The following is a 22,257-nucleotide window of genomic DNA, read 5'->3' as shown; positions in this document are numbered from 1 at the left end:
AGTTGAGGATCTAAGCAACCTAACGGCAGGCATGTATAGTGTGACGGTCACCGATGCAAATGGGTGTACGGCTGATACGATGTTTGTGTTGATCGATCCAACAGCGTTGTCGCTAAGTGGCAGTCGAGAGAATAACCTGTGTTCAGGAGATTCGACAGGTAGCATTGACTTGGGTGTAAGTGGCGGCGTCGGTCCATACAGTTATCTCTGGAATACTGGCTCAACGTCAGAGGATCTAAGCAACCTGACTGCAGGCATGTATAGCGTAACAGTAACCGATGCAAATGGGTGTACGGCTGATACGATGTTTGTGTTGATCGATCCAACAGCGTTATCGCTAAGTGGTAGCCTAGAGAACAACCTGTGTTCAGGAGATTCGACAGGTAGCATTGACTTGGGTGTAAGTGGCGGCGTCGGTCCATACAGTTATCTCTGGAACACGGGTGCAACATCAGAGGATCTAAGCAACCTAACCGCAGGTATGTATAGCGTAACGGTCACCGATGCGAATGGATGTACTGCCGATACAATGTTTGTATTGACAGATCCAACGGCGTTGTCGCTAAGTGGCAGTCGAGAGAACAACCTGTGTTCAGGAGATTCGATAGGTAGCATTGACTTGGGTGTAAGTGGCGGCGTCGGTCCATACAGTTATCTCTGGAACACGGGTGCAACATCAGAGGATCTAAGCAACCTAACCGCAGGTATGTATAGCGTAACGGTCACCGATGCGAATGGATGTACTGCTGATACGATGTTTGTGTTGACCGATCCAACAGCGTTGTCGTTAAGTGGTAGCCGAGAGAACAACTTGTGTTCAGGTGATTCGACAGGTAGCATTGACTTGGGTGTAAGTGGAGGAGTTGGTCCATACAGTTATCTCTGGAATACTGGCTCAACGTCAGAGGATCTAAGCAACCTAACTGCAGGTATGTATAGTGTAACGGTCACCGATGCGAATGGATGTACTGCCGATACAATGTTTGTATTGACCGACCCAACAGCGTTGTCGCTAAGTGGTAGCCGAGAGAACAATCTGTGTTCAGGTGATTCGACCGGTAGTATTGACTTGGGTGTAAGTGGCGGTGTTGGTCCATATAGTTATCTATGGAACACGGGTGCAACATCAGAGAATCTAAGCAACCTAACTGCAGGCATGTATAGCGTAACAGTAACCGATGCAAATGGATGTACTGCTGATACGATGTTTGTGTTGATCGATCCAACAGCGTTGTCGCTAAGTGGTAGCCGAGAGAACAATCTGTGTTCAGGTGATTCGACAGGTAGCATTGACTTGGGTGTAAGTGGCGGTGTTGGTCCATATAGTTATCTATGGAACACGGGTGCAACAGTTGAGGATCTAAGCAACCTAACGGCAGGCATGTATAGCGTAACAGTAACCGATGCAAATGGATGTACGGCTGATACGATGTTTGTGTTGATCGATCCAACAGCGTTGTCGCTAAGTGGTAGTCGAGAGAACAACTTGTGTTCAGGTGACTCCACCGGCAGTATTGATTTGGGTGTAAGTGGCGGCGTCGGTCCATATAGTTATCTCTGGAATATCGGCTCAACAGTTGAGGATCTAAGCAACCTAACTGCAGGTATGTATAGTGTGACGGTCACCGATGCGAATGGATGTACTGCCGATACGATGTTTGTATTGACCGATCCAACGGCGTTGTCGCTAAGTGGCAGTAGAGAGAACAACCTGTGTTCAGGAGATTCGACAGGCAGTATTGACTTGGGCGTAAGTGGCGGCGTTGGTCCATATAGTTATCTATGGAACACGGGTGCAACAGTTGAGGATCTAAGCAACCTAACGGCAGGTATGTATAGCGTAACGGTCACCGATGCAAATGGATGTACTGCCGATACGATGTTTGTATTGACCGATCCAACAGCATTGTCGCTAAGTGGCAGTAGAGAGAACAACCTGTGTTCAGGAGATTCGACAGGCAGTATTGACTTGGGCGTAAGTGGAGGAGTTGGTCCATACAGTTATCTATGGAACACGGGTGCAACAGTTGAGGATCTAAGCAACCTAACGGCAGGTATGTATAGTGTGACGGTCACCGATGCGAATGGATGTACTGCTGATACGATGTTTGTATTGACCGATCCAACAGCGTTGTCTGTTGAATGTAATGTAACCCCTATACTTTGTAAAGGAGACAGTACCGGTTCTATATCGGTTGCTTATTCTGGAGGAGTTATGGAGTATCAGATTCATGTAGAGAATGAAGACGCAAGTGTTTTGATTGACACCACCTCAATGACTGCGGGTCAGATGATGTTTGAAAACCTTCCAGCCGGAAGTTATACAGTAACGATTACGGATGCCAACAAGTGTGAGCAGGTATGTGAATCAAGTATCACAGAACCTGAAACAGAAGTAACTGTTGTTGCAGGCAGTACGGATGCGACTTCTCCTGGAGCTTCAGATGGCAGTGTCAATTCAATAGCACAGGGAGGAACACCATTTGTAACAATGGCAACACAGAATGCAAAAGTAGCGGCAACTCCAGTGAATGGTTACCTTTACGAATGGACCAATTCAGAAGGTCAGATAGTAGGTAATACTCCAGATATTGATGGCTTACCGGCAGGAGTATATACAGTAATGGTTACAGATAGCAACGGTTGTACAGCGACAGTCACTACGACAATTTCAGAACCTCGCTTCATTCCATGTCCTGAGGTACGTATGGTCGCCAATCCTAAGTTTAAGGAAGAAAGTTATCGTAATGCTTATGATGGAGCGATAGACGTAACGATTGAGGGAGGGAATGCGCCATACACTTATTTGTGGACAGGACCAAATGGATTTACGGCAACAACAGAGGACATAGAAGGTCTGACAATGGGACGCTATACCTTGAAGGTGGTCGATGCCAATGGTTGTGAGGCTTACTTCACTTATTATATCCGTGTAGAAAGAGATGATGCTTCAGGAGGCAGTTGTGAGGATGTAAGAATAACCGCTAGAGTAAAACAAGGTGGTGAAAGCTACCGAGGTGCTCAGGATGGTTTTGTTCAGGTGAACTTAATGGGAGGCCAAGAACCTTATCAGTATGAATGGATGGGAGCTAATGGATTCTATTCCAATGATAAAGATGTTCAAAAACTGTCAGCAGGTCAGTATACGTTGAGGGTCGTAGATCGTAATGGCTGTTCGGGATACTTCACTTACTTTGTTCGTATTGATGGTGAGCAAATGGAAAATACTTGTGGTACGGCCAGCATTTATGTGAATATTGCAGATATCCGACATGCTACCAGTGAACATTCTCAGGATGGTCATCTATATGTGACAGTACAGGGTGGTACAGCGCCATACCAATATCGATGGTTGGGTCCAAATGGTTTTGAGGCATACAATACAACAGAATTGGAAGGCCTTAATCCGGGAGTATATGAATTGCAAGTGGCCGATCGAAATGGATGTATTACGACCTTTAGTTATATGGTGAAAAATGCTACTTGTGAATACTTTGCTTATGCACAGTTCCTGGTAAAAGATGTTTCGACTATAGGAGCAAGTGATGGTGAAATTCAAATAGCAGGCCGTAAAGATCTAGAAGCAATACAATACGATTGGACAGGGCCAAATGGATTTACATCCTCCTCTAGAAGTCTTCAGGATTTGGAAGAAGGAACTTATCAGTTAACCATATTGAATATGATGGGATGTCGTAGTATCTATGAGTTTCAGGTGGGAGTGGAGAAAGAGGTGACAAATTGGGACGATGAGTTCAAAGTGTACCCTAATCCATCCAACGGGGACTTTATGGTCGAAGTGCCACAGCGTTTCTCTAATGCCGAACTTCAAGTGTATGATGCTAATGGTAGATTGGCACATACCGAAAAAGTGAATGGTAAGGAGAATAGGTTGAACCTAACAGGATTACCTAGTGGTATCTATGTACTGCGAGTGTTATCTAATAATGGTTCATTAACTGTAAAATTGATTATCGAAAATTAAAACAAGGAAAGGAGAGTCTGTGGGGTCTCCTTCTTTCTATTATTTTCAACAATGACAAAACTGTAAGCCTGTATGAAGCTGATGTTTCATACAGGCTTATTATTTATAATACAAGTTAATATAAAGTTAATATAAGGAGGTATTATCCAATATGATATGCTATTAACTTCAGTAAGTGATTGAAAATCAAACCTATGTTGACAGTGTTGAAACATGTGTGACAAAAGACTGAAGTACGTAAGTATGTTGTTATTTCAACTACTTATAGGGTTACCTTTACAGGCTCAGGAATACCAGCTATCTGGCTTTGTAAAGGATGCAGAAACTCAGGAAAGTATTATCGGAGCCAATGTTTTGGTTGAGGAACTTTCCATAGGAGATGCTACAGGTATAGAGGGAGAGTTTTCTATAAAGATACCCCAAGGGACTTATACTTTGATGGTATCTTTTGTAGGATATGAAACTCAAAAGAAGCAGATCTCTATAACGAATGATCAATCCTTGTTAATTCAACTTAAGCCTGATGCAGAACAACTGGAAGAAGTGAAGGTTTTCGGCAAAGCAAATAAGGAAAGTCAACAAGTACTGTTGGTTGAACGGCAGTCAGCAGATGTCATGCTGCAAAGTATTGGGGCTGAGGAAATGTCAGTCAAAGGCTTATCCACAGTGGAGGGAGCTCTTTCACAGGTGACAGGGATTAGTAAGGTTGGGGAGCAAGGAATTTTTATTCGTGGATTGGGAGACCGGTATAATAATGCCATTTTAAATGGATTGGTATTGCCCTCTACAAACCCTGACTTGAAAATGGCTGACCTTTCTATTTTTCCTTCAGGAATTGTTAAGAACCTACAGATCAGAAAAACCTTTGCACCTTCTTTATATGGTGATTTTGCTGGAGCAACAGCAGATATTATTACCAAGGATTATCCTTCTACATCTTTTTTGAAAATTGGATTAGGAGGTGGTATTAATACAATTGTCACCTTTACGGACTTTTTTCATTACCCAGATGGAGAATTAGAATTTCTGGGATTTACAGGGGATCGTCGAAACTTAGAGACCGTTCTACAGTCCGGTCAAATTTCTGAAGCTAATAGGCCTTTTTCGACCTCATGGGATAAGCAACAAAAAACAACTCCACCTGATTTTAATTTGGACTTAATAGGAGGAAGTTACTGGGATGTTGGTGCATCAGGTGCTTTGGGATTCCTAATATCTTTAACCCATAAAAATGACTATCTCTACAAAGATGGGATCTATAGAAACCTCAGGGCACAAGGAAGTAGAATGGTGGATTATGATCTAGAAGAGTGGACATATCATACCCGAACTTCTGCCGTAGGTAATTTCTATTATAAGATTAATCCCCAACATTACCTTCAATACAATTTGGTCTTTGCGAATGAGTCTGAAAACCAATATACGGAATGGACAGGGTTTAATGCTGAGTCGAATAATGCCCTTTTTTCTTTTCGAAACACCTATCTTCAAAATCAACTTTGGGTACATCAGCTAAGTGGAGGGAATAGTTTTTCCTCAGGGCAATTGACCTTAGATTGGGGAGGAAGTATAGCTCGTTCCAACAGCGTAGAACCAGACCGTAAACAACTCATTTTTGATATGGGGACAACGGATGTTTCAGCGATAGATTTATCCTCAGGCAGATTGTATACGGATGAGTCAGTGGCGGATAATCATCGCTTTTGGAGTGACATGGTAGAGGATACCTATTCTGGGAAATTGGAAGCTACTTATGTATTTGGAGATTATCAGGAAGAGAAAGATCGTTTTCGACATCATTTATCAGTGGGTTATCAACAACTAATGCGTGAACGCGATTTTGATTACGAGCGATATAATATCAAACGGCAAAATGGAATTGCCAGTGGTGTCAATACACAACAACCTGACGCAGACCTTCAGAACTTGTTGGAACAAGGAGTGATTGTCTATCAGTCTGGAACATTGGCAGACAATTTTTTCAAAGCTTCTTTGGGGGTGCAGGCACCTTATGTGAATTATCGTTTCCTATGGAAGGAGAATTGGCTTTTTTCAGCAGGACTTCGGGTAGAAAATAGCCAGCAAGAAGTTGAGTATCGTTTACGGGAAGATGGGGGAAATGACCCTTTTCGAATAGCAGTGTATGATACCCTGGAGTGGTTACCAACCGTTAATCTAAAATATGAACAAAACGAAACGACCAATTGGCGCTTGTCTTTGAGTAGAACATTAACAAGACCGGGGATGTCCGAATTAGCACCATTTGAACGGCAGGAGGCGGCAGGAGGAGCGGCACGAATTGGTAATCCAGAACTGATCAATAGTCATGTATATAATATTGATCTTTTGTGGGAGCAATATCCAGATAGTCAGGCATCCTTATATTCCTTAGCTTTATTTGCCAAATACCTGAATGACCCAATAGAGCGTATTGCAAGGGCTTCCTCTTCTCAACTTTATTCTTTTGAAAATGTAGGGAGTGCTTATGTGGTAGGGCTGGAAGCTGAACTGAATAGAAACCTATCTGCTTTTTTTAATGCACCTTTTTGGGAACCATTTTATTGGGGGATGAATCTATCCTTGATGTATACACAGATTGATCTTGAAGGAACCAATACGCTGTTTACCAATGATAGTAGACCACTTCAAGGAGCATCTCCGGTGTTATTGAATACTTTTTTGAGTTACCGTCCAGATCTTTGGAAGAAAAATTGGCAGAGTGAGTTTACAGCTACATTCAATATCTTTTCGGATAGGGTTTATGCGGCAGGTGTTCAAGGAGCAGGAGATATTTATGAACGTTCTTATGGTACGCTCAATCTTATTACAAGGCATTCCTGGAAAGAAAAATTAACGTTATCTCTTTCTGCAGCAAATATATTAAACCCCAGAATCACTAGAGAACAAGAGTTTTCTAATGGTACTGAGCGAACGGTAGATCAGTTTCGCAGGGGTGTATTTATATCCACATCGATTACTTACCTATTTAATTAATACCCTAATTTCTTAAACCTATGAAAACGATTCAAAAGCTATTTTACCTGATGATGATTCTTGGTGTAATAGCAACAGCTACATCATGTAGTGATGACGATGAAGATGATGATGATAATGGAAATGGTGATCCTACTTTAGTAGAAGATGCAGAAGCAGCCTGGGAAGCGGTTGACGGAACGGATACAGCAACAGGTGCAGGGGATTTGACAGCCGATTGGGCTGCAGGTTGGGCGGTAGCAGAAGATTATCCTGGAATGGAAGTAGATGTTGCTTTGATTGATGAAGCCAAGGAGGCCGGCAGAGTATTGACGGGGCGTATTGACTCAGCAGTGGTCATTGCAGAGGACGAAATATGGATTCTTCAGGGAGGGGTTCACTTTGATGCTCCTGGTTCTTTGACTATTGGCGCCGGAGCAATGATTGTGGATGAAAGAGATCCGGAGAGTGATGATCCCGATCTGGCAGCACAAGCTGTAGGCTATATCCTGATTGAAAAGGGAGCAACGATTAATGCGGAAGGAACCGTGGATAAAGTGATTGTGATGACCTCTACCAATAAAGAACGTGGTGCCTGGGGTGGTTTGATTATCAATGGAGAGGCCCCAATTAATGTAGGAGATAATAATGGAGAAGCCGAAGCCGAAATCTCAGGCTCAAGATATGGTGGAAATACTGCAGATGATAACTCAGGAACATTACGTTACCTACGCGTGGAGTTTACCGGAAATGTGATTACAGCAGACAAAGAGCACAACGGAATTACGTTTAATGGAGTAGGAAGTGGTACTACGTTGGAATACCTGCAATCACATCAAGGGAATGATGATGGTTTTGAGTGGTTTGGCGGTACGGTGGAAGCTAATTTTCTAGTGTCTACAGGTTCTGAAGACGATTCTTTCGATTGGACATTCGGATGGGTCGGAGGTGGAAGTAACTGGATTGGTATTCAATCTTCCGATGCTGGAGACCGAGGAATAGAAGGAGATAATAATGTGAATAATAACGTAGCGACACCTTATTCTAATCCTACCTTAACAAATATCACACTCGTAGGACGTTCCGCAGATGGTAAGGCAGGAATCAAACTAAGAGAAGGTACAAGAGGAAGTATCTCTAATGTATTGATCCAAGATTTCCTGATTGGAATTGACGTACAGCATGACCCTACCCTACAGAATATCGTTGACGGAGAACTGACAGTGGAGACGTATCAGGCAGATAATGTAGGGGAGGTGGTGATTTTTAAGGGAGATGAGTAATTTGAGTTATGAGTTAAAAATTATTGTGTCGCTTCCTTACTCTTCTTCCAAGTAATAACTATTAACTTATGTTAGCTCGAGGGGGAATATATTGTCTTCTCTACTTTTATTATTGAGGTGATAAAGTATTTATAGTCACGAATAAGTAAAGGAATTATGGGAGTTATTGTACAAAAAAGTTACGCATTTGCTCTAAGTACTGTGAAATTATGTCATGAAATAATGAGAGAGCGAAAGGAGTATATTTTGACTAAGCAATTAATTCGTAGTGCTACGTCAATTGGTGCGAATGTGGAAGAAGCGACAGGAGCTCAAACAAGGAAAGATTTTATTGCTAAGATGTATATTGCCTATAAGGAAGCCAGAGAAGCACATTACTGGTTTAGGTTGTTGAATGATCTGAATCTATTAACAGCTGATCAAGCTCAATATCATTTAGCTGTAGCTGAAGAGGTAAAGAAGATATTGATGTCAATATGTAAATCGTCCAAAGAGAATCAATAAATTCATAACTCATAACTCATAACTCATAACTAAAAAAGCGCTCTATCCCAACAGTGGGGTTAGAGCGCTTTTATATGCTTTAGCGTAAAAGCTTACGCTTCCGATCCTGAGAAAGCGGCTGCTCTATACTCTCTGTTCAATCTTGCGATATGCGTGATAGAGATCTCCTTAGGACACTCTGCCTCACAAGCACCAGTGTTGGTACAAGCACCAAAACCTTCTGCATCGTGTTGCTCGATCATCGCTAGTGCACGGCGCTTACGCTCTGCATGACCTTGTGGCAACAATGCCAACTGAGATACTTTTGCAGAAGTGAATAGCATTGCAGAAGCGTTTTTACAAGCTGCTACACATGCACCACAACCGATACACTGAGCAGCATCCATAGCTTCGTCAGCGATTGGTTTTGGAATTGGAATCTCGTTTGCATCAGGTACACCACCAGTGTTTACAGAAACGTAACCACCTGCTTGCATGATACGGTCAAAAGAAGTACGGTCTACCGCCAAGTCCTTGATCACAGGGAAAGCAGATGCTCTCCAAGGCTCGATCACGATGATATCACCATCCTTGAACGAACGCATGTGCAACTGACAAGTAGTAATAGCGTCTTTCGGTCCGTGTGGCTTACCGTTGATGTAAAGAGAACACATACCACAGATACCCTCACGGCAGTCATGGTCGAAGTGTACTGGATCAGTACCGTCTCTTAACAATTGCTCATTTAGTACGTCTAGCATTTCCAAAAAGGACATATGCTCAGAGATACCTTCTACTTTATAGGTCTCGAATTTACCCTTAGCATTACCGCTAGTCTGTCTCCAGATCTTTAGGGTAAGGTTCATTAATCTTTCAGACATAGTAACCTCCTTATTATTTGTAACTTCTTTGTGTCAATTTAACATTCTCGAATATCAGCTCTTCTTTATGAAGCTCCCAAGGTTGTTCTTCTCCCTTGTACTCCCAAGCTGCTGCATAAGCGTACTCCTCGTCATTACGAAGTGCCTCACCTTCTTCCGTTTGGTATTCTTCACGGAAGTGACCACCACATGACTCGTTTCTGTCCAAGGCATCGTCGATCATCAACTCTCCTAGCTCTAGGAAGTCTGCAATACGAAGTGCTTTCTCCAATGTTAGGTTAAACTCTTCGTTTGTACCGATTACCTTAACGTCTTTCCAGAAACGTGCACGGATTTCTCTCACCTTTTCTTTCCCCTCTTTTAGTCCTTCAGCCGTACGAGACATACCACAATAATCCCACATTACTTTACCAAGCTCTTTGTGGAAGTCGTCTGGAGTCTTTGTACCCTTGATGCTTAAAAGTTTTTCAATTCGATCTTTTACTTCTTTTTCCGCTTCAGCAAAAGCAGGATGAGTAGCCTCAACTTTTTTGCCTAATGGAAGGGAAGCAATATAGTTACCGATAGTATAAGGAATTACAAAATAGCCGTCAGCTAGACCTTGCATTAGAGCTGATGCTCCCAAACGGTTAGCACCGTGATCAGAGAAGTTAGCTTCTCCTAATGCAAATAGTCCAGGTATAGTTGTTTCCAGGTTGTAGTCTACCCAAAGACCACCCATAGTATAGTGTACCGCAGGATAGATCATCATTGGTACTTCATAAGGGTTGTCATCAGTAATCTGCATGTACATGTCAAACAGGTTACCATATTTTTGAGAGATTACATCTTCTCCATCCCTCTTGATTGCATCAGCAAAATCAAGGAATACTGCAAGACCAGTGTTACCTACACCTCTTCCTTCGTCACATACATATTTAGCGTTACGAGCTGCTACGTCACGAGGAACCAGGTTACCGAATGATGGATATCTACGCTCCAGGTAATAATCTCTTTCTGATTCAGGAAGTTTAGCAGCTTCTTTTGCAGAAAGACCTTTTGCTTTAGCAGCATCTTTTGGTACCCATACACGTCCGTCGTTACGAAGTGACTCAGACATTAGCGTTAGCTTAGACTGGTGGTCACCTGATACAGGGATACAAGTAGGGTGAATCTGTACGTAACAAGGGTTTGCAAAGTAAGCCCCTTTTCTGTGTGCTCTCCATGCTGCAGAACCGTTAGATCCCATAGCGTTGGTAGAAAGGAAGAATACGTTACCGTAACCACCTGTTGCCAACAATACAGCGTGTCCAGCATGTGATTGGATCTCACCAGTTACCAAGTCACGGGCGATGATACCTTTTGCGTGTCCGTCGATTTTTACAACGTCCAACATCTCTGTACGTGAGTACAATTTTACCTTACCCGTAGCCACCTGTCTTGAAAGTGCTGAGTAAGCACCCAATAGTAGCTGCTGTCCTGTTTGACCTCTGGCATAGAATGTACGGGATACCTGAGCACCACCGAATGAACGGTTAGCCAATGTACCACCATACTCACGTGCGAAAGGAACTCCTTGTGCCGCACATTGGTCAATGATGTTTACAGAAACCTGTGCCAAACGGTATACGTTTGCCTCACGCGCTCTGTAATCACCCCCTTTAATCGTATCGTAGAATAGACGGAATACAGAGTCACCGTCATTTTGATAGTTCTTTGCTGCGTTGATACCACCCTGTGCTGCAATAGAGTGCGCACGACGAGGAGAATCCTGGAAACAGAAAGCCTTCACGTTATAGCCTAGTTCTCCAAGAGAAGCGGCTGCAGAAGCACCTGCCAAACCAGTACCTACGATGATAATATCAAATTTTCTTTTATTGGCTGGGTTTACCAGCTTGGACTCAAACTTATGTTTGTCCCACTTCTCGGCCAATGGGCCTGAAGGAATCTTAGAGTTTAGTGTCATCTCTTTCGTTTTTTTCAGGTTAAAGGAAAAGACCGATTATTTGCTGATAAACATAATCACCGGAATAATCGCAAACATGAATGGGATTACAACAGCGTACCCATATCCTGCTGCCTTAACTATTGGTGTATACTTTTTGTTGTTCACGCCCAAAGTTTGGAATGCACTCTGGAAACCGTGCCATAAGTGGTATGCCAATACAACCATAGAGAACACATAAATAGCTACCCAGATTGGGTTTTGGTAAGTACGAACTACCTCAGCATACAAGTCTGTCAAGCCTCCGTAATGTACTTGTGCCCAAAACTGTCCCAGGTGAATAACCAAGAATACAAAAATCAGTGAGCCCAATACCCCCATGTAACGGGAAGCACTGCTGCCACTTGTATTAACTTTAGCATATCCTTGTCCACCTCTTGCAGCTCTATTTTTAAGAATTAGGATAATTGCCCAAATAATGTGTACCGCAAAAAATACTTTAAATGCCCAAGCCGTAAATTGTACGCCAGGGTTTGTCGACATGAATTCAGCATATTCGTTAAATGCTTTACCTTCGTCGCCTCTCAACAGTAATAAGTTACCTGCCAGGTGTCCCACTAAGAATAAAATTAGCAAGAGCCCGGAAATGGCCATCATCAGCTTTTTGCCGACTGAACTGTTTAACGTCTTCGTTAGCCAACTCATACAGATTGCTTTCGTTTTAAATGTGATAAAAAATGAATGAAATTATAATAGTTTTCTCCAATGTGCCCTAAAATTATATTCGGAATGACCACAATACAATAGTAAGTGTCATTTAGTATATTATTTTGAAATATTCTAAATAACTTTGTAATCGTTTTAACGAATATACTTGGAGAGGCTGGTTTAATTGTTAAACGTATTTTTGACACCCTCTCTTGCTTGTAAATGCCTTTGTTTAAGGAATTTGTTTGCAAAAAGTGCCTTTTTTTACAAGGAATTTATTCCGTTTCCTACATTCCGTTTACCTTTGCAAAGAAGAGAACCTTCACTCATTTAAAAATTGATCTCCATCATCAAATCTTGGGATCATTATTAGTAAATGCGTTAAAGACAAGAAGAGGAACCCTGAAGGGGAGTCAGAAGGTTCTTAAAGTATTTAAATGAATAAATTAACAACTATATGTATCACGTTCCCGTAATGCTTCAAGAGTGCCTGGATGGACTCAATATACAACCTGACCAAACCTATGTGGATGTTACCTTTGGAGGGGGAGGACACTCTAAGGCGATTTTGGAACAACTGACTACCGGAAAACTCATCTCCTTTGATCAGGATGAGGACGCTTTTGAGAATACAAAAGCATTAGAAGGAGATAATTTTATATTTGTGGACTCAAATTTCCGTTATCTTAAAAAATACCTTCGCTTAAAGGGTTTCCGAAAAGTAGATGGTATCTTGGGAGACTTGGGGATTTCCTCTCACCAGATTGATAAATTTGAGCGAGGGTTTTCAACAAGAGGCGACTTTGAGTTGGATATGCGAATGAACCAACAAGCAGAACTATCTGCCAGAGAAGTAGTCAATGAGTATGAGGAGCAAGAGCTCAGACGTATTATGCGTTTGTATGGGGAGGTAAAGAATGCTGGTAAAGTAGCAGCTACTATCGTAAGAGAGAGACACAATCAGTCCATCGATACTACCGGACAGCTCATGAAAGTATTGTCAACCTGTGCTCCAAGAGGAAAAGAGAATAAATACTTTGCCCAGATTTTTCAGGCCATTAGAATTGTAGTGAATGACGAGTTGAAAGCATTGGAAGAAATGCTACAGCAGTCGGCAGAAGTTTTAAGCCCGGGTGGACGATTGGTGATAATGTCTTATCACTCTTTGGAAGACCGATTGGTAAAAAACTTTATGAAGACAGGCAATTTTGAGGGAGAAATGGAAAAAGATTTTTATGGGAATATTATTCGTCCGTTGAAGCCTATAAGTGGCAAGCCAATTGTAGCTTCAGAGGAAGAAATCGGACGAAACCGAAGAGCAAGAAGTGCTAAGCTTCGAATTGCCGAAAAACTCTAGGGGTACCCCTAGTGGGTACCCGTCGGTAGAAGTATAGCTGAAAACTCTAGAGGTACCCCCTAGGCACTGGTGTAGGCTAGAGTCCAATGCTGTCAAGTGAAGGAAGCAGTACATATATAAAGAGTAGTGCAAACCCGCTGCAGGTCGCAGCGAGGACGCTACGACCAGTATCTAGTATAGGTATAGCCGAAAATATAAAGGTAGACACTGGCCGTAGGGTCAATGCCGTCAACTTAACGGAATGGTAGACACTGGTCGTAGGCTCCAGCCTACGACCTGCACCGGGTTTGCACCACTCTTTCTACGTGCAATGTCAGTTTATGAAGCCCACGCCAAATGTGAGTTATCGCGTAGCGCTTACAATCGATAAGCAATAACCGATAAGCAATAACCGATGATGACCAATTAAAAAGAACGATGAAGACAAATACATACAAGAAACCACCTCGGAAACCGGTATCTTATAAGTTCAATGGATGGCTGCAGTCAAAGCTTCATATTTCCATTGCGGCAGAAAATACCAATACCGTTGATTATTTGCCCTACTTTTTGTTTATCACCGTTTTGGGCATTTTATATATCGGTAATACATTTAGGGCTGAGAAACTAAATACGGAAATAAATAAGCTGCATAGGAATGTAGAGGTATTGAGAGTGGAGTATCAAACACTCAAATATGACTTTATGTTGCAGAGCAGAAGGGCTGAAATTGAAAAACGCGTAAGACCACTTGGCCTAAAAGACTTTAAGGAGCTTCCTATTATCATAGAAGATTAATATGACTACTAGGGGGTGGATTGCTAAGTAAACTTATAGCTAAGTGCCCTTTCAAATGGTTTAAGGAAGAAGGATTAATAATTATTCTTTAGAAGTCTCTATTCCTTATATCCAAATGGAAGTAGCACTTTTATTTCTATTAGAAAACTTAGCGTTTGGTCCACTAGATATCCGTTAATCTAAAGGGCTCTAAAGAGTAGTATTTTTTAAATACCTATGAATTAGTCTTTCCTATAATCCAGAATGAAAGACCTTTAAAAACAACAAACAATTTTTTGTTTCCTCTAAAAAGGAAATTACTATGGCTGGAATTCGATCATCAATATTATTGCGTGTGAGGCTTGTTTTTGCAGGCTGTGTCCTGATTGCACTGGCAATTATTGGAAAAATAGGTTATGTCCAATGGATCGAAGGAGATCATTGGATGAAGATTGCTGAGCAGGGTGGTCTACAGTTTCGTACCGTAAAAGCGACACGTGGAAACATACTGTCAGACAATGGGAGTTTGCTGTCGACATCTATTCCATTTTATAAACTAGCAATAGATCCAACAATTCCTGCAGATAGTGTTTTTCATCAAGGAATAGACTCCTTGAGTGTATTGCTTTCAGGCTTTTTTCAAGAGAAAACAGCAGAGGCATATAAGGCTGAGATTGTTGCTGCTCGTCAAAAAGGGAGACAATACAAGGTGTTAAGCAGTAAGCTGATTCACTTTAGGGATAAGAAAAAATTAGGAACATGGCCGATTTTTCGAGAAGGGAGACAAAGGGGAGGAGTGATCTTTGAAAAGACAGAAAAGCGTTTCCGACCATTCAATGAGATGGCAAGAAGAACCATAGGCTTTGTTCGGGAAGATCAGGATAATAAAGTTGTCGGTAGGGGTTTAGAAATATCATTTAATGACCATCTGGCGGGAAGAAATGGTCAGGCCTTGTATCAAAGGATTTCTGGTGGAAGATGGAAGCCGTTATACGACGAAGACTTTGTCAATACCGAAAATGGTTATAGTATTGAGACGACACTCAATGTGGAATTTCAGGAGTTTATTAGTGAAACACTCCGACAAGCCTTGTTAAAGCATCTGGCCAACTATGGCGTAGCCATCTTAATGGAGGTAGAAACGGGAGAGGTCAAGGCATTGGTCAACTTAACTCAAAATGGAAAGGGAGACTATGTGGAAACGCTGAACTATGCCGTTCAGACACCCGTAGAACCGGGATCTACCTTTAAGCTGGCTTCTATGATGGCACTGCTCGAAGAGGTTGGTTCTGATATTAGTATTCACGATACGATTAGTACAGGAGATGGTCGTTACGAGTTTTATGATAATTGTGTGATGACGGATGCGGCCCGTTGGGGATTTGGAAAATTATCCGTCCAGCAGGTGTTCGAGAAATCTTCTAACATTGGTGTTTCTAAGCTAATGGCCCGACATTTCCAGCAAGATCCTGAAAGCTTTTTGGAGTACCTGGAAAAATTCCATTTGACTAAACCTATAGCATTTCAGTTGGATGGAGTTGGTCGACCTAATATTAACCGCCCAGGGGATCCTTTGTGGAGTGGGTGCTCCTTGCCTTGGATGTCTATTGGCTATGAGTTACAGCTAACCCCTCTGCAGCTGACGACCTTTTTTAATAGTGTAGCGAATAATGGAAAGATGATCCAGCCTATGCTAGTCAAGAAAGTATTGGATGGCAATCAGGTCAAAGAGGTGTTTGAGCCTCAGATCTTGGTAGATAAGGTATGCTCCAATAAAACGTTGGAGATTCTACAGAATATGCTGGTGGGCGTAGTGGAGAGAGGAACAGCTAAAGGAATCTATACCACACAGTATTCAATTGCAGGAAAAACGGGAACGACCAAGAAACTACATAATGGACGATATACCAATAATCACTATGCGTCTTTTTGTGGCTATTTCCCTGCAGATGATCCAAAATATACCTTATTTATAGCAATAGACAACCCAAATGGAAAAGACCAACATGGTGGTCAAGTAGCTGCCCCTGTATTCAAAACAATATCGGATATGCTGTACTCCAGAACCATGAGTTATACGTTGGAGAATGTTTCCGAAGGGTATGAGTCTTTGCCTTATATACAAGCAGGTAATTATAAGGATTTGTCCTATCTGGCTGATGAATTTGACCTGAATCAAGAAGCACTTTTGGAAGAGGAGTGGACCCGTACCAGTGTCAAAGGAGATACCGTATTTTGGGGCAAAAATTTACATGGCCCGAATGTGGTGGCAGATGTGAGAGGAATGACCCTAAAAGATGCGATGTATTTATTGGAAAATCAGCAACTGAAGGTACATTTTAGAGGAAGAGGACGTGTACGTAAACAGTCTATTGCACCGGGCAGTCGAGCAGTAAGGGGCAGTCATATCTATTTGACTTTATCTCCTTGAAAGGAATAAAAGAAATGAATGTATGAGCCTTTCTTTTGCACAGAAAACAATTATCTTTTACCCTATAGTTGATGGTAAAGAAAGCTTTACCTATTGTTCAGCATAGTGTATTAATAAGGCGTTATTTTTGTGGTCAGCAACAGGTACTGCTCAAATACATAGGGTGTCACCTAAAATAGCGCCATAGTACAGGGCGTCGCCCATATAGCACAGGGCATCGCCCTGTGAATTTATTAAGTTTACATCAAGGAGTATATGACGAAAAGAATAGAAGATATATTAGAAGGGATCACTTATCAATTGATTCAGGGTGACCTGTCAGTAGAAATTGATCACCTTCAGTTAGATTCCCGTAAGGTTGAGGAAAAAGGATTATTTATAGCGGTTAAAGGTAGTGAGGCAGATGGCCATCAGTTTATACCAAAAGCTATCACACAAGGTGCTGTAGCTGTAGTATGTGAAGATTTACCGGAAGACTTGATAGAAGGAGTCACGTATATTCAAATCGAGCATACAGGAAAAGCGGCAGGGCATTTGGCGAGTGCCTTTTATGATCACCCTTCCCGTAAACTGAAATTGGTGGGCATTACAGGCACAAACGGAAAGACGACTACCGTTATGTTGTTGCACCAACTATTTAGGAAAATGGGGTATAATGCGGGAGTGTTATCTACTATTGAGAATAAGATCAATGAGACGATCATTCCTACTAAGTTGACGACTCCGGATGCTGTGACGATCAATGCATTGATGGCTGAAATGGTGAAGGCTAATTGTACGCACTGCTTCATGGAAGCAAGCTCTCATGCCATTGTGCAGGAACGTATTGCAGGACTATCCTTTGATGTGGCGATATTCTCCAATATCTCTCATGATCATTTAGATTATCACGGAACCTTTCCTGAGTATATCAAAGCTAAAAAGAAGCTTTTTGATCAACTACCAGCTTCAGCGCATGCCTTGGTGAATGCCGATGACCGAAGGGGGGCAATAATGCTACAGAATTGTAAGGCCAAGCATCATACATTTGCTCTGAAATCCATGGCAGATTTCAAAGGAAAACTAGTAGACAATACCTTTGAAGGACTATTGATGGAGATCGATCAAAAGGAGGTATGGTTCCAGTTGATAGGTGATTTCAATGCCTATAATCTATTGGGCGTATATGGTGCTGCCGTATTGTTGGGAGAACCTTCTGATGAGGTACTCACTGTATTGTCTGAGATCCGTTCAGCAGACGGACGTTTTGAGCAGATTATCTCTCCAGAGAATGTACGGGCAATTGTAGATTATGCTCATACTCCTGATGCGTTAGAAAATGTTCTAAAGACAATTCAACAGCTAAGAATAGAGGGAGAGCGTATCATCACCGTAGTAGGTTGTGGAGGAAACCGAGATAAAACTAAGCGTCCGGTGATGGCCAAGACAGCCACTACCTACAGTGATTTAGTAGTGCTTACATCCGACAATCCTCGCTTTGAAGATCCGGAAGAAATTCTGAACGATATGATGGAGGGGATTACACCAGTAACGGAGCGTAAGGTGAGTAAAGTGGTGGATAGAAAAGAGGCCATTAAGATTGCTTGCCAGATGGCACAACCCAATGATGTGATTCTTGTGGCTGGAAAGGGACATGAAACATATCAGGAAATCAAAGGGGAACGCTATCCTTTTGATGATAGAGAAATTCTTAAACTGGCGTTAAAAAAATAAAAAGTAAAAGATAAAGAGTAATAGGTAAAAGGTAATCATAGCGTTTTTACCTATTACCTTTTACTTTTTACCTATTACCTTAAAAAACCTTTTACCTTAAAAAAAACATGTTATATCATTTATTTGAATATCTACAGTCTCATAGTGATTTACCAGGAGCTGGACTTTTTAAGTATATAACGTTTAGGGCAATGGTGGCAGCAGTGACTTCCGTATTGTTTGCGACCATCTTTGGCAAGCGTATTATACAGATGCTACAAAAAATGCAGATGGGAGAGATTGTCCGTGACTTAGGTCTGGAAGGACAGATGCAGAAGCAAGGAACCCCTACGATGGGTGGCTTGATTATCATTGGAGCGATTGCCGTTCCTGTTTTATTATTGGCAGACCTGACCAATATTTATATACAGTTATTACTGGTATCCTTGATTTGGACAGGGATCATTGGTTTTGTAGATGATTACCTAAAGAAAATCAAAAGAAATAAAGAAGGCCTTCCTGGTAAACTGAAAATTGTAGGACAGGTAGGGCTAGGATTGATTGTAGGGGTAACGATGATTATGCATGATGATATTGTCGTAAGAGAATTTTTTGATCATGTAGATATCTCTATGTCAATCACACAACTACAGGCCGGAAAAGACTATCAGGATATTAAAGCATTGGTGACAACCTTTCCCTTCTTGAAAGGATATGAACTGGATTATCATAGTCTGATCCCTGGAGGAGTAGATATGCTGACTAATATTTTCTACGTTATTCTTGTCATTATCATTGTGACAGCTGTTTCCAATGGCGCCAACATCACAGATGGTTTGGATGGTCTTGCTGCAGGTTCTTCAGGAATCATTGGCTTTGCTTTGGCAATTTTCGCCTATGTATCCGGTAACATGATTTTTGCAGATTATCTCAATATCATGTACATCCCTAATACTGGAGAAGTGGCTATCTTTTGTGCCGCATTCTTAGGTGCATGTATTGGGTTCTTATGGTATAACTCTTTCCCGGCACAGGTCTTTATGGGCGATACCGGTAGTTTGTCTTTGGGAGGAGTAATTGCAGTATTGGCAATTATCTTGAGAAAAGAGTTGATGTTACCAATTCTTTGTGGAGTATTCTTGATTGAGAATCTTTCCGTAATCATGCAGGTTGGATATTTCAAGTATACTCGAAAGAAATTTGGAGAAGGAAAACGAATTTTCCGTATGTCACCAATCCACCATCACTATCAACTAGGAGGTATCCCAGAACCAAAGATTGTCAATCGTTTTTGGATTGTAGGGTTGATTCTGGCTACAGTGACCATTGCTACCCTGAAAATCAGATAAAAACATTGAACAGTGAACAGTGAACAGTGAACAGTGAAAAATTAATAGTAAAATTTGGTATGTAAAGTAGGGAGGGATAATTCTGCTCACTGCTCACTGCTCACTGCTCACTGCTCACTGCTCACTGCTCACTGCTCACTGCTCACTACTTTTATCTTCTTCTCACCGGCTGGCTAGATCTCGTCCTAGTCCTTGAGGGAGTGCTTGTACGCGTACGATTATAATTTTGTACCCTCGTTTGACTTCTGCTTCTCTGATAAGCTCCCCTTTCCACCTTTGGAGTTTGTGAACTGGACGACTTCCACTGTCCTGATTGTCGACTTTGCCAGTTTCCTTTTTGATCTCTTCGATAGACTTTCCCGCTTTTATCCGTGTATACATTATTTCTACTTCTATTTTGAGGGGCTGTAGTAGGACGAGTAGTTCTGTTACGGGTGCTGGTAGCGGGACGAACGGTCCTATTACGAGTTCTGGAAGGGGTAGTAGCTGGCCTGCTAATTGTACGAGTACTTCCTCTGCGTACATCACGGGTTCTTACGTCTTTTCTATAGCTGTAGAGGTTGTTGGAATGGTTATTATTGATATAATAATTTCGATTTACATTCACCTGTACATTTCTATTGTAAGATCTACCGTACCTTCCATAATAACGTCCGTGATAAGGAGGACGATAGGGAGGGCGGTATACGGGTGGACCCCACCAGCCCCCTGGACGATGGTGATGTGCATGTCCTCCGTAATAGCTGTAATTAAACCACCCTCTACTATAGTGAAAGCTCATACTCCATCCATACCAGGGGTTATAATGCATACCAAATCCCCAAGTACATGGACGAGGGTAATAGTAGCGTCTGTGCCACGGGTGGTAGTAAAATCCCGTACCATAAACGACTGTTGGACCAAATACATAAGTCCCCAAATATCCGGGGGTATAGCCAGTATATACATACGTAGGAGTAACATCATAGATGTACACATACTTTACATTGTAGGCGGGATTGTCGGCAGGGATTCTCTCTACCTCAGAAGGACGTTCCGTAGAAACTTCCCAAGGTCCAGTGGGTTGAGGGCTGACAAACCATACACCATTTTCTACACAATAGTATTGACCATTGGCCTGTAATACAGTACTGGAAGTATTGACAGCTACTTGCATATTGGTACCTTCAATGCGCTCGAACTTTGGAGAACCATCATAGGTGACATTACATTCTGTCGATGATCGTTCTACCTTAGCGGTTTGAGGGATTTGAGCATCCAATAGGGCTTCGTTGGCAGCATCGGTTCCAGCAACGTTGGCGAGCACGTTGTCTTTTTCGGAGCCTTCCGGAATATTAGCGAAGGCTTCCGGTAATTGATCGGCAGGGACATACGTCCATTGTCCATTTAATGTTTTGCTTCTATACCACCTTCCGGACAGAATAACAAAGTATTCTTGGGTGTTGATATCCATGAATATGTCATTGTTTGTATTTGACATATATAATAATCCTGAGCCTTCTACTGAGGCAAATTGTGCCTTTCCATCAGATTGAATTAATTCTGTAGGTTGGGTCACAATAATAATCTCAGGAGGCGTATCTGCCTTAGGGGGAACCTCTTCTTCTTGTTCGGCTTCCTGTTTTTTTATTTCCTTATCTAATGCCTGTAGTGTAGGAGAGAGTTTGCTTACGGCTTTCCATTTTCCCTTTACCGATTTTCCTTGATACCAATAGCCACCTCCATAGATATAATAATATTGGTCATCGGGGTTCTGTATGATAAAGAAAGGGGTATTGACCACTCTGTTGAGGTTCAGGTCTTCATCTTTTTCTATAATAGGATCTCCGTCAAGAGTGACCAGTATACTAGGTGTTTCTCGGTAAATAACTTCTGGAGGAGCTGTATTTAGCTGATCTGTTTCATACTTTTCCTTATCCTCTAAGGTCGACACGATTTCATCCAGATGTATTTCTAGTTCCCATTGTGGGATTTCCTTTTCAAGGAGTTGAATGAGTTCATTGGCTTTTGCTTCATCCTTGATACCGGGAAACTTTGCTTGTTTAATTGTGATCGATTCCATTGTTGCCATCCGGGTATCTTTGTTGGTCAGCAGTTGAGCATCAATCCACATGGCGCCAAAGTTGGGCTCAGCCTGTTGGTTCTCTTTGTAAGCGACAGCTGCTCTGGAAGAGAGGGTGTTTCCCTGTAATTTTTCGGGTTGAGGCTGATAGATGGTGATGATGGCTTTATTACTTAATGTGATTTCTTGAGGCCAATGTTGCCCTCTTACTATATAGGTAGTAAAAAGAAGCAGGAGAAATAAGTGGAATTTTATCGGTGGTAGTGTCATGTTCAGAGCGTCTATGTACGTCATAAATAACCTGAGCGTTCGATAGGGTAATGATGCGATGAGCAATAAGGGAATGGAACATTTAGGTTAAATAATATTATAT

The 22,257-nt window shown here is 41.9% G+C and carries 13 protein-coding genes; 9 read left to right on the top strand and 4 right to left on the bottom strand.

Annotated features, from left to right (window positions below):
- The 4 genes from ABD985_RS02070 to ABD985_RS02055 form a co-directional block, all read left to right on the top strand.
- Window positions 1-3,985 (top strand): T9SS type A sorting domain-containing protein (locus ABD985_RS02070; RefSeq protein WP_345368778.1); only part of this gene is annotated, 3,985 nt, incomplete at its 5' end.
- Between the two features lie 213 nt (window positions 3,986-4,198).
- Entirely contained in the window at window positions 4,199-6,979 is a 2,781-nt protein-coding gene (locus ABD985_RS02065) for a TonB-dependent receptor (protein ID WP_345368776.1), read from the top strand.
- Between the two features lie 20 nt (window positions 6,980-6,999).
- A complete protein-coding gene (locus tag ABD985_RS02060) occupies window positions 7,000-8,241 on the top strand; it encodes a hypothetical protein (RefSeq protein ID WP_345368774.1) in 1,242 nt (413 codons plus the stop codon).
- A 156-nt stretch (window positions 8,242-8,397) separates the two neighbouring features.
- Entirely contained in the window at window positions 8,398-8,745 is a 348-nt protein-coding gene (locus ABD985_RS02055) for a four helix bundle protein (protein WP_345368772.1), read from the top strand.
- A 92-nt stretch (window positions 8,746-8,837) separates the two neighbouring features.
- Here the strand turns inward: ABD985_RS02055 and ABD985_RS02050 are convergent, their stop codons facing one another.
- From ABD985_RS02050 to ABD985_RS02040, 3 genes are read right to left on the bottom strand one after another with little or no spacing between them, the layout of a single operon-like run.
- Window positions 8,838-9,590 (bottom strand): succinate dehydrogenase/fumarate reductase iron-sulfur subunit, encoded by a 753-nt coding sequence (locus ABD985_RS02050; RefSeq protein WP_345368779.1) that lies wholly within the window; start codon window positions 9,588-9,590, stop codon window positions 8,838-8,840.
- A 28-nt stretch (window positions 9,591-9,618) separates the two neighbouring features.
- Window positions 9,619-11,550 (bottom strand): fumarate reductase/succinate dehydrogenase flavoprotein subunit, encoded by a 1,932-nt coding sequence (locus ABD985_RS02045; protein WP_345368771.1) that lies wholly within the window; start codon window positions 11,548-11,550, stop codon window positions 9,619-9,621.
- Between the two features lie 36 nt (window positions 11,551-11,586).
- A complete protein-coding gene (locus tag ABD985_RS02040) occupies window positions 11,587-12,234 on the bottom strand; it encodes a succinate dehydrogenase cytochrome b subunit (protein WP_345368770.1) in 648 nt (215 codons plus the stop codon).
- A 460-nt stretch (window positions 12,235-12,694) separates the two neighbouring features.
- Here ABD985_RS02040 and rsmH point away from each other — a divergent pair, with 460 nt between their 5' ends.
- From rsmH to mraY, 5 genes are all read left to right on the top strand, one after another.
- Complete coding sequence (gene rsmH, locus ABD985_RS02035; RefSeq protein WP_345368768.1) at window positions 12,695-13,594, top strand: 16S rRNA (cytosine(1402)-N(4))-methyltransferase RsmH; 900 nt, start codon at window positions 12,695-12,697, stop codon at window positions 13,592-13,594.
- 417 nt (window positions 13,595-14,011) lie between these two features.
- Entirely contained in the window at window positions 14,012-14,371 is a 360-nt protein-coding gene (locus ABD985_RS02030) for an FtsL-like putative cell division protein (RefSeq protein ID WP_345368766.1), read from the top strand.
- 301 nt (window positions 14,372-14,672) lie between these two features.
- Window positions 14,673-16,781, top strand: coding sequence for a penicillin-binding protein (locus tag ABD985_RS02025; RefSeq protein ID WP_345368765.1), 2,109 nt, complete (start codon window positions 14,673-14,675; stop codon window positions 16,779-16,781).
- Between the two features lie 255 nt (window positions 16,782-17,036).
- Window positions 17,037-18,494, top strand: coding sequence for a UDP-N-acetylmuramoyl-L-alanyl-D-glutamate--2,6-diaminopimelate ligase (locus ABD985_RS02020; protein ID WP_345368764.1), 1,458 nt, complete (start codon window positions 17,037-17,039; stop codon window positions 18,492-18,494).
- 107 nt (window positions 18,495-18,601) lie between these two features.
- Entirely contained in the window at window positions 18,602-19,822 is a 1,221-nt protein-coding gene (gene mraY / locus ABD985_RS02015; protein ID WP_345368763.1) for a phospho-N-acetylmuramoyl-pentapeptide-transferase, read from the top strand.
- Between the two features lie 151 nt (window positions 19,823-19,973).
- On the opposite strand, the gene ABD985_RS02010 is transcribed toward mraY, so the two are convergent.
- Complete coding sequence (locus tag ABD985_RS02010; RefSeq protein WP_345368762.1) at window positions 19,974-22,154, bottom strand: hypothetical protein; 2,181 nt, start codon at window positions 22,152-22,154, stop codon at window positions 19,974-19,976.
- Window positions 22,155-22,257: the final 103 nt, after the last annotated feature.

The organism is Algivirga pacifica, from assembly GCF_039543525.1.
Classification (GTDB): Bacteria; Bacteroidota; Bacteroidia; order Cytophagales; family Flammeovirgaceae; genus Algivirga; species Algivirga pacifica.
The sequence above is the reverse complement of the archived record's forward strand: the minus strand, read 5'-3'. Positions and strand labels throughout refer to the sequence as shown.

Bases quoted from the DNA above. Each gene is read 5' to 3' on its own strand.
- ABD985_RS02065 (WP_345368776.1), top strand. From the start codon at position 4,199: ATGTGTGACAAAAGACTGAAGTACGTAAGTATGTTGTTATTTCAACTA.
- ABD985_RS02060 (WP_345368774.1), top strand. From the start codon at position 7,000: ATGAAAACGATTCAAAAGCTATTTTACCTGATGATGATTCTTGGTGTA.
- ABD985_RS02055 (WP_345368772.1), top strand. From the start codon at position 8,398: ATGGGAGTTATTGTACAAAAAAGTTACGCATTTGCTCTAAGTACTGTG.
- ABD985_RS02050 (WP_345368779.1), bottom strand. From the start codon at position 9,590: ATGAACCTTACCCTAAAGATCTGGAGACAGACTAGCGGTAATGCTAAG.
- ABD985_RS02045 (WP_345368771.1), bottom strand. From the start codon at position 11,550: ATGACACTAAACTCTAAGATTCCTTCAGGCCCATTGGCCGAGAAGTGG.
- ABD985_RS02040 (WP_345368770.1), bottom strand. From the start codon at position 12,234: ATGAGTTGGCTAACGAAGACGTTAAACAGTTCAGTCGGCAAAAAGCTG.
- rsmH (WP_345368768.1), top strand. From the start codon at position 12,695: ATGTATCACGTTCCCGTAATGCTTCAAGAGTGCCTGGATGGACTCAAT.
- ABD985_RS02030 (WP_345368766.1), top strand. From the start codon at position 14,012: ATGAAGACAAATACATACAAGAAACCACCTCGGAAACCGGTATCTTAT.
- ABD985_RS02025 (WP_345368765.1), top strand. From the start codon at position 14,673: ATGGCTGGAATTCGATCATCAATATTATTGCGTGTGAGGCTTGTTTTT.
- ABD985_RS02020 (WP_345368764.1), top strand. From the start codon at position 17,037: ATGACGAAAAGAATAGAAGATATATTAGAAGGGATCACTTATCAATTG.
- mraY (WP_345368763.1), top strand. From the start codon at position 18,602: ATGTTATATCATTTATTTGAATATCTACAGTCTCATAGTGATTTACCA.
- ABD985_RS02010 (WP_345368762.1), bottom strand. From the start codon at position 22,154: ATGACACTACCACCGATAAAATTCCACTTATTTCTCCTGCTTCTTTTT.